This is a genomic window from Pseudomonas sp. JAI111, assembly GCF_024809425.1.
Taxonomy (GTDB): Bacteria; Pseudomonadota; Gammaproteobacteria; order Pseudomonadales; family Pseudomonadaceae; genus Aquipseudomonas.
In genome coordinates, this window is the sequence record NZ_JANUCB010000002.1 from 281,279 (window position 1) to 295,384 (window position 14,106).

Annotated in this window: 15 protein-coding genes; 1 reads left to right on the forward strand and 14 read right to left on the reverse strand. The window is 60.9% G+C overall.

Annotation, left to right across the window (positions count from 1 at the left end):
* Positions 1–90: 90 nt before the first annotated feature.
* The 12 genes from HNR03_RS08895 to HNR03_RS08950 all read right to left on the reverse strand — a co-directional run bounded on the left by HNR03_RS08895 (position 91) and on the right by HNR03_RS08950 (position 11,552).
* Complete coding sequence (locus HNR03_RS08895; RefSeq protein ID WP_259152724.1) at positions 91–681, reverse strand: NTP transferase domain-containing protein; 591 nt, start codon at positions 679–681, stop codon at positions 91–93.
* Positions 678–1,661, reverse strand: coding sequence for an XdhC family protein (locus HNR03_RS08900; RefSeq protein WP_259152726.1), 984 nt, complete (start codon positions 1,659–1,661; stop codon positions 678–680). The genes HNR03_RS08895 and HNR03_RS08900 overlap by 4 nt, the downstream gene beginning before the upstream one ends.
* Positions 1,661–3,982, reverse strand: coding sequence for a xanthine dehydrogenase family protein molybdopterin-binding subunit (locus HNR03_RS08905; protein ID WP_259152728.1), 2,322 nt, complete (start codon positions 3,980–3,982; stop codon positions 1,661–1,663). The genes HNR03_RS08900 and HNR03_RS08905 overlap by 1 nt, the downstream gene beginning before the upstream one ends.
* Positions 3,979–4,449 carry a (2Fe-2S)-binding protein gene (locus HNR03_RS08910; protein WP_259152730.1) on the reverse strand — a complete coding sequence of 157 codons (471 nt, stop codon included), beginning with the start codon at positions 4,447–4,449 and terminating at the stop codon, positions 3,979–3,981. The genes HNR03_RS08905 and HNR03_RS08910 overlap by 4 nt, the downstream gene beginning before the upstream one ends.
* 246 nt (positions 4,450–4,695) lie before the next feature.
* Positions 4,696–5,715 (reverse strand): UDP-N-acetylmuramate dehydrogenase, encoded by a 1,020-nt coding sequence (gene murB / locus HNR03_RS08915; protein ID WP_259152739.1) that lies wholly within the window; start codon positions 5,713–5,715, stop codon positions 4,696–4,698.
* Positions 5,712–6,176, reverse strand: coding sequence for a low molecular weight protein-tyrosine-phosphatase (locus HNR03_RS08920; protein WP_090186798.1), 465 nt, complete (start codon positions 6,174–6,176; stop codon positions 5,712–5,714). The genes murB and HNR03_RS08920 overlap by 4 nt, the downstream gene beginning before the upstream one ends.
* Positions 6,176–6,940, reverse strand: coding sequence for a 3-deoxy-manno-octulosonate cytidylyltransferase (kdsB, locus tag HNR03_RS08925; protein ID WP_259152743.1), 765 nt, complete (start codon positions 6,938–6,940; stop codon positions 6,176–6,178). Before kdsB ends, HNR03_RS08920 begins: the two co-directional genes overlap by 1 nt.
* On the reverse strand, positions 6,937–7,122 hold the full coding sequence (locus tag HNR03_RS08930; protein ID WP_090186803.1) for a Trm112 family protein: 186 nt from the start codon (positions 7,120–7,122) through the stop codon (positions 6,937–6,939). The genes kdsB and HNR03_RS08930 overlap by 4 nt, the downstream gene beginning before the upstream one ends.
* 23 nt (positions 7,123–7,145) lie before the next feature.
* A complete protein-coding gene (lpxK, locus tag HNR03_RS08935) occupies positions 7,146–8,156 on the reverse strand; it encodes a tetraacyldisaccharide 4'-kinase (RefSeq protein ID WP_259152752.1) in 1,011 nt (336 codons plus the stop codon).
* Complete coding sequence (locus tag HNR03_RS08940) at positions 8,156–8,584, reverse strand: biopolymer transporter ExbD (protein ID WP_259152759.1); 429 nt, start codon at positions 8,582–8,584, stop codon at positions 8,156–8,158. Before HNR03_RS08940 ends, lpxK begins: the two co-directional genes overlap by 1 nt.
* Entirely contained in the window at positions 8,581–9,219 is a 639-nt protein-coding gene (locus tag HNR03_RS08945) for a MotA/TolQ/ExbB proton channel family protein (RefSeq protein WP_222588002.1), read from the reverse strand. The genes HNR03_RS08940 and HNR03_RS08945 overlap by 4 nt, the downstream gene beginning before the upstream one ends.
* 98 nt (positions 9,220–9,317) lie before the next feature.
* The gene (locus tag HNR03_RS08950) at positions 9,318–11,552 is read right to left on the reverse strand and encodes a DNA internalization-related competence protein ComEC/Rec2 (RefSeq protein WP_259152763.1); all 2,235 of its coding nucleotides are present in this window, start codon (positions 11,550–11,552) and stop codon (positions 9,318–9,320) included.
* Positions 11,553–11,688: 136 nt separating this feature from the next.
* On the opposite strand from HNR03_RS08950, the gene HNR03_RS08955 reads away from it, so the two are divergent.
* Entirely contained in the window at positions 11,689–12,204 is a 516-nt protein-coding gene (locus tag HNR03_RS08955; protein ID WP_208669424.1) for a DUF2062 domain-containing protein, read from the forward strand.
* Between the two features lie 170 nt (positions 12,205–12,374).
* On the opposite strand, the gene HNR03_RS08960 is transcribed toward HNR03_RS08955, so the two are convergent.
* Together HNR03_RS08960 and HNR03_RS08965 are read right to left on the reverse strand one after the other, a co-directional pair.
* Positions 12,375–13,154 (reverse strand): ABC transporter permease, encoded by a 780-nt coding sequence (locus HNR03_RS08960; protein WP_222588005.1) that lies wholly within the window; start codon positions 13,152–13,154, stop codon positions 12,375–12,377.
* On the reverse strand, positions 13,151–14,083 hold the full coding sequence (locus tag HNR03_RS08965; RefSeq protein WP_222588006.1) for an ABC transporter ATP-binding protein: 933 nt from the start codon (positions 14,081–14,083) through the stop codon (positions 13,151–13,153). The genes HNR03_RS08960 and HNR03_RS08965 overlap by 4 nt, the downstream gene beginning before the upstream one ends.
* Positions 14,084–14,106 lie beyond the last annotated feature (23 nt).

Below are 14,106 nucleotides of genomic sequence, written 5' to 3' on the forward strand. Positions count from 1 at the left end.
TCGCGATAGCGGAGGATCAGCTTGCATAAATGTTGAATGTAAAACAGCAATCGCGAGCGAGCCCGCTCCCACAGGGGATTTGTGCTGAAGCTACTTGAAGAGCAATTTCTCCGGGACATCCACATCCCACAACACCCCTGGATCGTCCACCGCCACTTCGACCACCCTGCCCTGCGCAAACAGCGGCTTGGCACCGTGATCGCCGGACAATGCCATCAACCCCGGTCCAAAACTGCGGTCAAACCCGACCGGATGCCCATACTTGCCCTCGTACACCGGCACGGTGACGCAATCAGCAGCTATGCCGGCGACCACCCGCTCAATACTCGACGGCAGGATAAACGGCATATCCCCCAGCACAATCACCCAGCCACCAAGTTCTGGGCACGCCTTCACACCGGCAGCAATGCTGTCGCCCATCCCGGCAGAATCGATCAATACAACCTCGAAGCCGTACGCCTGAGCCATGCGTATCACCTGGGGACGCTCCTCGGTGGTCACCAGCACGCGCTTCCCCAGCGAAGCAGGCAGGCTCACCAGGACTTGCTCGATGACGGAGCGAACCGCGCCATCCCGGCCCGTGCAATCAGCCAGCAACTTGTCCTTGTCCGTCCCCGCCACCTGCCTGAAACGACTGCCCTGCCCCGCCGCCAGGACGATGATGCCGATGAGCTCACTCATACAACCTCCTGCAACGGCTTCTTCTGCTTGAGTTCGACGCCGTTCTTGATCGCCACAATTTCGGCCAGCAGCGACAAGGCGATTTCCGCCGGACTGTGGCTACCGATGTGCAAACCGATCGGACCGTGCAACCGTTCGATGGCCTGTGGTGACAAGCCTAGCTGAGCCAGGTTATCCCGACGTTTGAGGCTGTTGACTCGCGATCCCAGGGCACCGACATAGAAAGCCTTGGAGTCCAGGGCCGTCAGCAACGCCATGTCATCCAGACGCGGATCGTGGGTCAGCGCGACGATGGCCGTGCGCTCGTCAGTCTGGATCGTCAGCACCGCCTCATCCGGCATGCCCGGGACGAAACGCCCGTGCTGCTCTTCCCAACCGTAGACGAACTCGCTGCGTGGATCGCAGATCAGCACCTCGAAATCGAGCAATCGGGCCATCTCGGCGACGTACCGGGACAACTGCCCCGCGCCGATCAGCAATAACCGCCAACGAGGGCCGTAGATGGCCCGCAGCGTCTTGCCATCAAACGTCAGCACATCGCTCTTGCTCGCCGGCTGCAAAGCCACTTCGCCCGTTTCCAGATCAAGTGTGCGGGCGACGATTTCATGGGCCTCGCAGCGCGCCAACAGCTGCGCCACCCATTCCGGATCGCCCACGCGCTCTTCAGTCAGACGTAACGTGCCGCCGCAGGGCAAACCAAACCGCGCGGCCTCCTCGCGGGTGACGCCGTAGGTGATCAATTGCACAGGCGGCCCGTCAGTCGCAATCCGCCCGTCGTGCAACCGCGCAATCAGATCATCTTCGACACAACCACCGGACACCGAACCGATCACCACGCCGTCTTCACGCAATGCCAGCATGGCGCCAGGCGCCCGGGGCGCGGTGCCCCAGGTCTGGACCACGCTGAACAACACCACCCGCTGACCGGCACGGCGCCATTCGAGGACGCTGCGCAGGACATTCAGATCTGCGCTGTCCATCAGGCTTGTGCCTTCTGCCAACCCTGCAGCTGAAAGCGAACCGGCAGCGTGCGGATGCGTTTGCCGGTCGCCGCGAAGATCGCGTTGCACAGCGCTGGCGCTATCGGTGGCACGCCTGGCTCACCGACACCGCCCAGCGGCACCACGCCTGGAGGCGTCACCAGATGCACGGCGACTTCCTTCGGTGCCAGGGACATGCGCGCCACTTCGTACATGTGGAAGTTGTCCTGCTGGACCTTGCCGTCCTTGAAGCTGATTTCCCCCAGCACCGCATTGCCCAGGCCCATGACGCAGGCGCCTTCAAACTGAGAGCGAATCCGCTCCGGGTTGATTTGCGGACCGCAATCCACGGCGATGTCGGCTTTATGCACGATCAACGTGCCGTCGTCCTTGACCTCGACCTCAATGACCGCCGCCACGTAAGTGACAAAGCTGTAATGCACCGCCAGCCCCAAACCTCGGCCCTTGGGCAACTCACGACCCCAGCCGGCTGCCTTGGCAGCGGTTTCCAGCACCGTGCGCATCCGGGCGGTGTCGATCGGGTAACGTTCGGGCGACTCGCCGTAGTTCCACTCCTCACTCAAGGTGCGCGGATCGATCTGGCGGTCCGGACCGAGCAACTTGATCTGGTATTTGAGCGGATCCTGCTTTGCCTTGTGCGCCAGCTCATCGACGAAGCTCTGGATCGCAAAGCCGTGAGGAATGTTCGATACGGAGCGATACCAGCCGACCCGGGTATGGATCGCGGCTTCCGGGTTTTCCAGGCGCACATTGGGAATGGCGTAGGCCATGTTGGTGAACCCCATGCCCAACTCGAACGCCGCTTCGTGGTTCATGCCCGGCGCGAACAGCGCCGTAATGCTCGGGGCAACGGTGCGGTGCAGCCAACCGGAAGGCAAGCCATCCTTGTTCAGGCTGGCCTTCAGGTATTCGGCCGACACCGTATGGAAGTAGGAGTTGTGGATGTCGTCTTCACGGGTCCATTGCACACGTACAGCCTTGCCCGGGAATTCCTTGGCGAGAACGGCTGCTTCGATGATGAAATCCGGTTTGGACTTGCGACCGAAACCGCCACCCAGCAAGGTCACGTTAAACGTGACGTTATCGAAGGGAATGCCCAGGCGTTCGCCGATGCGCTCGCGGGTAACTTGCGGCGCCTGGCTCGGGCCCCAGGCTTCGCACACGCCATCCTTGAAGCGGGCGATGGCGACCATCGGTTCCATTGGCGCCTGTGCCAGGTGTGGCAGGTAGTAGGAGGCTTCGACAGTGCTGCTGGCGCCTTTCATGGCCTCGTCGATGTTGCCGGTATTGCGCACCACTTTGCCGGGTTGCAGGGACGCAGCTTCCAGCTCCTTGCGGTAGGCAATCGAGTCATAACTGGCGTTGGGACCGTCATCCCACTCGATTTTCAACGCCTCGCGGCCCTTGATTGCGGCCCAGGTGTTGCTGGCCACGACGGCAACGCCGCCCAATGGCTGGAATTCGGACGGCAGCGGACGGCCTTCGATCTGAATGACCTTTATCACCCCCGGGACTTTCAGCGCGGCGCTGGAATCGACGGATTTAACCTTGCCGCCATAGACCGCCGGACGGGCAATCGTGGCGTATAGCATGCCGTCGAAATGCACATCGGCACCGTAAACGGCGCGGCCAATGACGATGTCGGCACCGTCGATGGCCTTGGTGCCCTCTTTGCCGATGTAGCGAAATTCCGATGGTTGCTTGAGTCGCAGACTGTCGCGAGCCGGCACGGCCAGCGCTCCGGCAGTAGCGGCCAAGGCGCCATAGCCCAGTTCACGGCCGGTGGGTTGGTGAATCACTTTGTGCAGTTGCGCATGGCACTCGCTGACCGGGACTTTCCACTGATCGGCCGCAGCCTGTTCCAGCATGGTCCGCGCGGCAGCACCGCAGCGGCGCATCGGTTCGTACCAGTGACGCATGCTGCGCGAGCCGTCGGTGTCCTGGTTGCCGAAGCGCACTTCGTCGCCCGGTGCCTGCTGCACCTTCATCATCGCCCAGTCAGCGTCCAGTTCATCGGCTACTACCATGGTCAGGCTGGTGCGCACGCCCTGGCCCATTTCCGAACGGTTGCAGACGACTGTCACCATGCCGTCAGCGGCGATGCTGACGTAAACCTTGGGATCATCGACCCAGCCATTGGGCATGCCGTCGGCGCCGAACTTTTTCTCTTTTTCTTCAGCGAAAGCGTCTTGCCAGCCCCAGCTTGCCACCAGCACCAACGCACCGGTCGCACCGACACCTTTAAGGAAACCACGGCGACTGAGGTTGCTCAGCGCAAAATCATTCGGCAACTGGCTCATGCCTTGGCCTCCTTCAGGTGAGTGGAGGCTTGGCGGATGGCGGTCTTGATCCGGTTGTAGGTGCCGCAGCGGCAAATATTGCCGACCATCGCCTCTTCAATCTGTTCGTCGCTGGGGTTCGGATGGGTCTTGAGCAACGCGGTGGCCGACATGATTTGCCCACCCTGGCAGAAACCGCATTGAGCCACAGCGGTTTCAAGCCAGGCCTGTTGCACGACTTGCCCGACCGGGTCGACGTGCAAATTATCGATGGTGGTGACGTTCTGGCCGACCACCGAACCGATCGGCGTGATGCAACTGCGCGCCGGGGCGCCGTCGATATGAATGGTGCAGGCACCGCACAGGCCCATGCCGCAGCCAAACTTGGTGCCGTTGTAGCCGGCTACGTCGCGGATAGCCCAGAGCAGCGGCATGTCCTCGGTGACATCGAGTTGATGGTCTTGACCATTGAGTTTCAGGGTAATCATGGGCACGCCCGCATATTTATTGAGGTTATGGGGTCGAGCAATCTGCCGCCTGGGGTTGGCGGTTGGCATTACGCAGATCGACTCAGGCTAATGAGGCTCTCTTATGCGGACAGGAAGGTCTGCATCGGGCCTTTGGTGGAGCAAATGCTTGCATCGTTAGGTGGCTAAGTTAACTCAGCATTAACAAAAAAGCCCTGCACATTTGAAGGTGTGTAGGGCTCTGAAATCAGTCATTGAAGCGTAGCTTCAATACTGGTTCGGCTCCATTTCCAGATTGACCTTGAATCGTTCTGAAATGTCTTTCTGAATGTGCTGCGCCAGACTCAGCAATTGCAGGCCGGTGGCAGTGCCGTAGTTGACCAGCACCAGCGCTTGCAATTTATGCACGCCGGCATCCCCGTCTCGAAAGCCTTTCCAGCCCGCTCGCTCGATCAACCAGCCCGCCGCCAGTTTCATCTGCCCGTCGGGCTGCGCGTAGGCCACCAGGTCCGGGTATTCGATTTTGAGCTGAGCGACCAACGCGGCCGGCACCAGTGGGTTTTTGAAGAAGCTGCCGGCATTGCCCAGCACAGCCGGGTCCGGGAGCTTTTCGTTGCGAATGCTGCAAATCGCCTGGCTGACATCGGTAGGGGTCGGATGATCGATGCCTTGCTCGGTCAGGCGCTGGCGCACCGGGCCGTATTCCAAGTGCAGGTGTGCGGCGCGGTCCAGGGTGAAACGCACGCGCAGGATCAACCAGCGTCCCGGCTCCTGTTTGAACACGCTGTCGCGATAGGCGAAGTTGCACTGCGCCAAGGTGAAGTCCCGCAGCTCGCCGCTCTGGCGATCCAGCGCGGTCAGGCCGGCGAAAACGTCCTTGATCTCGACACCATAGGCGCCGATGTTCTGCATCGGCGCCGCGCCCACGGTGCCGGGGATCAGGCTGAGGTTTTCAAGCCCCGCCAAACCCTGCGCCAGGGTGTGTTGCACAAACGGGTGCCAAGGTTCGCCGGCCTCGGCTTCGATGACGACTTTATTGCCGTCATCGCTCAGGATCCGAATCCCGCGCGTGGCCATGCGCAGCACCAGCGCCGGGATATCGGCCGTCAGCAGCAGGTTGCTGCCACCGCCGATTACCAATAGCGGCACCTCATGCGCTGTCGCATAGGCCAGGGCTTCGCGCACATCGGCATCACTGTGTGCCTCGGCAAACAACCGCGCCTTGACGTCGACACCAAAGCTATTGAACGGCTTGAGCGAAACCTGAGGTTGAACCTGCAAACTCATAACCGCCCCTTCAATTCAATCACCAGCAAATCACTGGCGCGCTCGATCAGGTCCAGCACCTGTTCGAAACCCTGGTCGCCGTCGTAATAGGGATCCGGCACTTCATCGAGTTCCGATTGATAACGCCGAAGGAACAGGTCCAGTTCCGCCTTGCCCTTGGCCGGTTGCAGGGCCTTGAGGTGGCGCAGGTTGCTGTTGTCCATTGCCAGGATCAGGTCGTACGCGGCGAAATCAGCGCGGGTCACTTGCTGGGCGCGCTGGGCGGACAGATCGTAACCACGCAGCTTTGCGGCCGCCTGGCTGCGTTTGTCCGGCGCCTTGCCGACATGCCAGTCGCCGGTGCCGGCGGAAGCGACTTCGATCTGATCGGCCAGCCCTGCTTCACGCAGTTTATGGCGCAGCACACCTTCGGCCGTGGGAGACCGGCAGATGTTGCCCAGGCATACGAACAAAACGCGCATCAGGCCTCCAGCAGGCGACGAACGCGCTCAAGGTCTTCGACCGTGTCGACACCGGTCGGCGGTGCGATCAGCGCATCGGCGACGTGAATTCGCACGCCATGCCACAGCGCACGCAGCTGTTCCAGGGATTCGGTGTTTTCCAGCCAGCATGGGCCCCAGCTGACGAAGTCATGCAGGAAACCGGCGCGGTAGGCATAGATGCCGATGTGGCGGCGATACGGCACGCCTTCTGGCAATTGCTCACGGTTCTTGGCGAATGCATCCCGGGCCCACGGCAACGTGGCGCGACTGAAGGTCAGTGCGAGGCCATTGAGGTCGCTGACGACCTTGACCACATTGGGATTGAACAGGGTTTCAATGTCTTCGATCGGCTCCGCCAACGTGGCCATGCGCGCTTCGGTGTGCGCGGCCAGGTTGGCTGCGACCTGATCGATCACGCTCGGCGGGATCAACGGCTCGTCACCCTGGACGTTAACCACGATGGCGTCAGGCGCCAGCCCCAGTTTCGCCGCCACTTCGGCCAGACGGTCGGTGCCGGAATTATGATCTTCACGGGTCAGCACCACTTCTGCGCCAAAGGCGTTGCAGGCCTCGACGATGCGCGCATCATCCGTGGCGACCACGACCCGCTGGGCACTGCTTTTGCTAGCCTGTTCCCAGACGTGCTGGATCATCGGCTTGCCGGCGATCAACAGCAGCGGCTTGCCCGGCAGGCGGGTCGAGGCATAACGCGATGGAATGACAACAGTAAAGGCTGTGGTCATTTATCCAGGCGCTCTTCGGTGGTCAGGGTGCGGGCTTCGGTTTCGAGCATGACCGGAATCCCGTCACGAATCGGGTAGGCCAGACCTGCGCCTTTGCTGATCAGCTCGGTTTTGTCGGCGCTGAGCTTGAGAGGACCTTTGCAGACCGGGCAAGCGAGGATATCGAGCAATTTGGTGTCCATGTACATTCCCTGGATAAAAACGGTTAAGGCAGAAGACGATCTGGCAACAGGCGCATCAATTGTGTATCGAACCAGGCCACGAAGGCCTGCGATGGCGCAGCGTCGACCGCCAGGTACCACCAGTCGGTCCCGGCGAAAGCACGGCACTTGACCGCGTCTTTCTCAGTCATCACCAACGGCAACGACGGCGTGAAATTCAAGGCCTGCACGCTGTATTCGGCGTGGTCGGCAAACGCATGCGGGACTGGCTGCCAGTGTAGCGTTTCGAGGGTTTTGAAGAAACGCTGGGGATTGCCGATCCCGGCCACGGCGTGCAGCGCCTGGCCAAGGGGGAAATGGTCCAGAGGACGCCGTTCGCCGCTGTGCAGATTGATCAATTCGGTGGGCTGCAACTGGAAGGCAAAACCGTCTTCGCGATCATTGGCCGCGCCGTTGTACAGCACCGCGTCGACGCTTTGCAGACGCTCGACCGGCTCGCGCAACGGCCCGGCGGGCAGGCAACGGCGATTGCCCAGGCCACGCGCGGCGTCGATCAGCACCAGCTCAAGATCACGAGCCAAGCGGTAATGCTGCATACCGTCATCGGAGAGAATCAGGTCCAGCGGTTCGCTCGCCAGCAGAGCCTTGACGGCGCGGCTACGGTCCGGGTCGATCATCAATGGCACGCCGGTGCGCTGGACGATCAACAGCGGCTCGTCGCCGGCCATTTCGGCGCCTTGATCCGCCTCGACGCGCCACGGCAGCTGCGGCGGCTTCGCACCGTAACCCCGGCTGACCACGCCGACCCGCAGGCCACTGCGCTGGCAATGCTCGATCATCCACAAAATCAACGGGGTCTTGCCGGTGCCGCCGACCGTGATGTTACCGACCACGATCAAAGGCACGGGAGGCTGATAGATCTCGCCCTCGCCCGCCAGAAAGCGTTTGCGCTTGTTCATGACCACGCGCCGATACAGCCACTCCAGTGGCTGTAACAGTTTCAGGGCCGGATGACCTTCGTACCACGCGGCGAGCAAACGATCGGACATGGCCATCAGGGCGCGGGCGCCGCCTCGACCGTGGTCATGCGCAAATGGCTGAAACCAAGCTTGCCCGCAGCGTCCATGGCGGTGATGACGGATTGATGCTGGGTCTTGCCGTCAGCGCTGATGGACAGCGGCAGGTTGGTGTCGCCATTGGATTCTTTTTGCAACGCGTCCATCAGGGTCGCCAGATCGTTTTTCTGCAACACCTGATTGTTCACCGAGATCGCGCCTTCGGCATTGATGGCGATATCCAGTTGCTTGATCTGCTGATCTTCTGCCGGCGAACCGCTGACCGCTTCCGGCAGTTCGACACGTAGCTGGGTTTCACGGGTAAACGTAGTGGTCACGACGAAAAACAGCAGCAGGACAAACACCACGTCGATAAGCGACACGAGATTTATGTCCACGTTCTCCCGTTGCTTGCGGCGGAATTTCACGCTTTTTTGCCCTCGGACAGGTCCACGTCACGGTCACCCTGCACGACCTCGACCAGTTTGATCGCTTCCTGCTCCATCCCCACCACCAGCTCATCGATGCGCCGTTGCAGGAACCGGTGGAAGAAGACCGACGGGATACCGACGATCAGGCCCGAAGCCGTGGTGATCAGGGCTTTGGAAATACCGCCGGCCAGCACTGCGGCATTGGTGGTCATGCCCGTGCCCATGAACGAACTGAAAATATCGATCATGCCCAGCACCGTACCCAGCAACCCCAATAAAGGGGCCATGGCGGCGATGGTGCCCAGCGCATTGATGTAGCGTTCAAGCTCATGAATCACCCGCGCAGCGGCTTCTTCGATGCACTCTTTCATGATCTCTCGACCATGTTTGGAGTTGGCGAGGCCGGCTGCCAGGATCTCGCCCAACGGTGAGTGGGCGCGCAGTTCCTTGAGTTTTTCTTTGTTGAGTTGCTTGTCCTTGATCCATACCCAGACCTGCCCGAGCAGATGCTCCGGGGTTACACGGCTGGCACGCAGGGTCCAGAGACGCTCGGCGACGATTGCCATGGCCGCGATGGAACTCAGAATGATCGGCAGCATCATCCAGCCGCCGGATTTGACCAATTCCCACACAGTGACAGTCCCCTCGAAAAAGTGCGCCACTCTAACATAGGGGGTGGATGCACCGAAGACCGTGATGTCGCATCCGGTCGGTCTGTAATAACTGCGGGTTATTGGCTGAGCGGCGGCGAATCGCGCCAGAAACGCCGTTGCAGACGCATCGACCAGGGCGGTTTGAAGCGTCCGAGTTGCAGACGAATGGCGCCGTGGTCGGCGCTGTCATAGATCGCCATGCCACGCTTTTGATAGCGCGCCATGACCGTGGGATGCGGATGGCCAAAGGAATTGCCCTGGCCACGGGAGATCAGCACTGCATGGGGCTCAAGCACGGTCAATAGCGCCATTGACGACGAACTGCGGCTGCCGTGGTGCGGTGATTGCAGCCAATCGGTGGGCACCGCGAGTGGACTGTCGAGCAACGCCCGTTCGGCGGCGACATCTATATCGCCGGTCAACAGCAATCGCTCACCGTTGGCTTCGATCTGCAAGACGCAGGAATTCTGATTGCTGTCGCTGGCGGCAGCCCATTGCCAGAGCTGGAAGTTCACGCCGTCCCAGGTCCATCGCCGACCACTTTCACAGGCTTCGGCCTGTAGCTCGGCCGGCAGCGCCTGATGATCGCCGCCGAGGACCCGGGTCACCGGCAATCCGTTGGCCACCGCTCGCGCGCCGCCGGCGTGATCCGCGTCGGGGTGACTGATGAGCATCATATCGAGCCCGTCCACGCCCAGTTTGCGCAACGACGGCAGCACCACCCGCTCCCCCAGGTCGAAATCGCCGAAACGCGGGCCGGTGTCGTACAACAAGGTGTGATGACGCGTGCGCACGAGAATGGCCAACCCTTGGCCGACATCCAGTTGCCAGATTTCGGCCAAGCCGGCAGGCACCAGTTCTCGAGGTGGAAAAACCAGCAGCAACAGCAACGGCCAACCCAGCGGCCGCATCGGCACACCTTTGGGCAGCAAGAGAACAATGGCCCCCAGCGTGCCAAGCGCCCAACTCCACAGCGGGATCGCTGCTGGCACCCACGCAGGCAACCGGCCCGCCATCAACGCCAGTCCCTTGAACAGCCAGTCAATCAGACCGCCCGCCAGCCACAACAGCCCCTCGCCCACATAAGGCACTGGCAACAGCAGCGTGCCCAGCAAGGCCGGTGGCAGCACAACCAGACTGATCCAGGGCACCGCCAGCAAGTTGACCAGCGGGCCACTGATGCTGATCGGTAAGCCGAGCACCAGCAGCAACGGACATAAACCGATCGCGATCAGCCATTGCGCACGGGTCCAGGTTTGCCACCATCGCCAAGGCCCGAGCCGTCCACCAAAAGTGAAGATCAGCACGGCCACTGCGGCGAAAGACAACCAGAAACCCGGTTGCAGGCTGGCCAGCGGGTCCAGCAGCAACACCGCGTCAAGCGCCAGCAATAGCGGCCACCACGCACCGAGATGACGAAACCGCAGCCGCCATAACAGTATCAGGCCGATCATCACGCACGCGCGCCGCACCGGCACCTCGAAACCGGCCAGCAGCCCGTAACCGAGCGCGGCGGCGAACGCCAGCGCACACGCCCACGGCAGCCAGGGCAAACGATTCGGCCACAGGCCATAACGAGCCAGCCCGGCGATCAGCAGATACACCAATCCCGCCAGCAACCCGATGTGTTGCCCGGAAATCACCAACAGATGTACGGTGCCGGTGTCTTGCAGGACTTGCCAATCCTCGCGACTCAGCCCGGCGCCATCCCCCAGCACCAAGGCCGTCAGCGCCCCCGTTCGACCTTGTGCATCCACGGCCTGCAGGCGTTGACGAATGTTGTCGCGCCAGGCCCATTGAGCATCGCCAAGCTTTTGCCCGGCCTTGACCGTCCCGGTGGCACCGATGCGTTGCGCCAGCAACCAGGCGTCGTAGTCGAACGCATGCGGATTGAGCAGCCCGGCGGGACGCTTCAACTTGACTGCCAGCCGCCACCGTTCGCCGGCGTTGACGGCGGGGCCGTCGTACCAGGCCAGGCGTAAATGCCTGGGCAGGCGGGTGCGTCGCGACTGACTGTCGGTCAGTTCAAAACGCACCACACCGTCGGCATTCTGCGGCAACCCTGTCACCCGCCCTTCGACCCAGCGAGTCTCACCATCAAGCTTCAGCGGCAGACGATCATCCAGCGCCCACTGTGCATTCGCGCACGCCCAACTGAAGCCGAACACAAAGAATGCCAGCGCGTACGTGCGAAACGGCAGCAGCATCAGCCCCACCACAGGCAGCAACATCCAAACCCAGACCGGCGGTAATTCCGGTAAAAAACGCAACGCCAGCAAACCCGTCGCCAGCGCCATCATCCCTGTGCGCATAAGCCCGTCCTTGAGAGTCCCCTCCCTAGTCATAGCGGGCGGATCGCACAGGCACGGTTATTAATTGTCACAAAGTCTGAATGGGCCGTTCATGGAATCCAGACATACTTGCCGCCTTAACCGACCGAGAAGCCTTATGCCCCGGCGCTTATTCAAACGTTACATGCCAGACCCGACCAGCATCAGGGAACACAAATCCTTACGCTTTCTCGGCACCCTGCTGCATGACCCGAACCTCTGGCACCTCAACCGTCACTCGGTCGCTCGTGCCATGGCGGTGGGTTTGTTTGCGGCGTTTCTGCCGATTCCGTTGCAGATGCTGGTGGCCGCCATCCTCGCCATCATGGTGCGCGGCAACATGCCGATTGCCGTGAGCCTGGTCTGGCTGACCAACCCGATCACCATGCCGGCTGTGTTTTTCTGCACCTATCAGACCGGGGCGTGGTTGATGGACGTTCCCGCCAGGCATTTGCCGGACGAGTTGACCTGGGAATGGATCAGCGGCGAGCTGTCGACGCTGTGGCAACCGTTCCTGCTGGGATCGGTGGTGACAGGGCTGGTGCTGGGTGCCCTCGCCTATTGCCTGACCATGCTGTATTGGCGTTGGTGGGTTGCGCGGCAATGGACGCGGCGCAAGAAAAACCGGATGTAGAAATGCAAAACGGCCTCCAGTGTTGGAGGCCGTTTTTTTTGCAATGTCTGGGCTGACGCCATCGCGGGCAAGCCCGCTCCCACAGGGATCTGCTGAGTAGCACAAATCGCACTGACACCAGAGGTCTTGTGGGAGCGGGCTTGCCCGCGAAAGGGGCGACTCGGTCTTGATCAGGTACGCATGCCGCGCCCACTGACCAGCAACCGCGCACAACCGATATACAACGCAACGGTCGCCACCAGCATGAAGGTAATCGCCACGCTGATCTTGATATCAGATACGCCAAGAATACCGTAACGGAAGGCGTTGACCATGTGCAGTACCGGGTTGGCCAGGGACACGGTCTGCCAGAACGGCGGCAGCAAGCTGATCGAGTAAAACACCCCGCCCAGGTACGTCAGCGGTGTCAGCACGAAGGTCGGGATGATCGAAATATCATCGAAGTTGCGCGCAAACACGGCGTTGATGAAACCCAGCAGCGAGAAGATCGTTGCCGTCAGCACCACGACCAGAATGGTCACGCCCAGGTGATGGACCTGCAAATCGGTGAAGAACAGCGACAGCATCGTCACGATGACCCCGACCATCAAGCCACGCAGGACGCCGCCGAGGGTGTAGCCGATCAGAATGGTGTGCGGCGACACCGGCGACACCATCAATTCCTCGATGGAACGCTGGAACTTGCTACCGAAGAAACTCGACACCACGTTGCCGTAGGAGTTGGTGATCACCGACATCATGATCAACCCCGGAACGATGTACTCCATGTAGGTGAAACCACCCATGCCGCCAATCTGCTTGCCGATCAGATTGCCGAAGATCACGAAGTACAAAACCATGGTGATGGCCGGGGGCAGCAAGGTCTGCGGCCAGATCCGAGTGAAGCGGCGAACCTCACGGTAAACGATGGTATTGAGGGCGACGAGGTTGGGTTGCAGCTCGGAACTCATACCGCCACCTTCGACAGATTTTTCTCCACCAGGGACACGAACAACTCCTCAAGGCGATTGGTTTTGTTACGCAAGCTCAGCACTTCGATGTTCTGCTGCGCCAATTGGGTAAACAGCGACGTGATGCCCATGGCCTTGTCCACCTGGACTTCCAGCGTGTGACCGTCGAGCAACCGCGTCGGGTAACCGATCAACTGCGGTGCAACGCCCAAGCCGTTCTTCAAATCCAGCAAGAAGGTCTCCACATGCAACTGGCCCAGCAACTGTTTCATGCTGGTGTTCTCGACGATGGTGCCGTGGTCGATGATGCCGATGTTGCGGCACAACTGCTCAGCCTCTTCCAGGTAATGCGTGGTAAGGATGATGGTGATGCCTTTCTGGTTCAGCTCGGTGAGGAACGTCCACATCGAGCGACGCAGTTCGATGTCCACCCCCGCCGTCGGTTCGTCGAGGATCAGCAGGCGCGGTTCGTGAACCAGTGCGCGAGCGATCATCAATCGACGCTTCATACCGCCGGACAGTGAACGCGACGGCACATCGCGCTTGTCCCACAGACCGAGTTGGGTCAGGTATTGCTCGGCGCGTTCCTTGGCGATTTTCGGCGGGATGCCGTAGTAACCGGCCTGGGTCACGACAATGTCGAAGGTCTTTTCAAACTGGTTGAAGTTGAATTCCTGGGGCACCACGCCGATGCAGCGCTTGAGCTGCGCAGGATTCTTGTCCAGGTCGTGACCGAAGATATTCACCGTGCCGCTGGTCTTGTTCACCAGGGTCGAGAGAATGCCGATGGTCGTGGATTTGCCCGCGCCGTTGGGGCCGAGCAACGCGAAAAAGTCACCTTCGGCGACGTCCAGATCGATACCACTCAAGGCCTGGAAACCGTTGCCGTAGGTTTTGGTTAGCTGCCGGATGGACAGAGCGGAACTCATATCTGATTACGCACCAAGAAGGG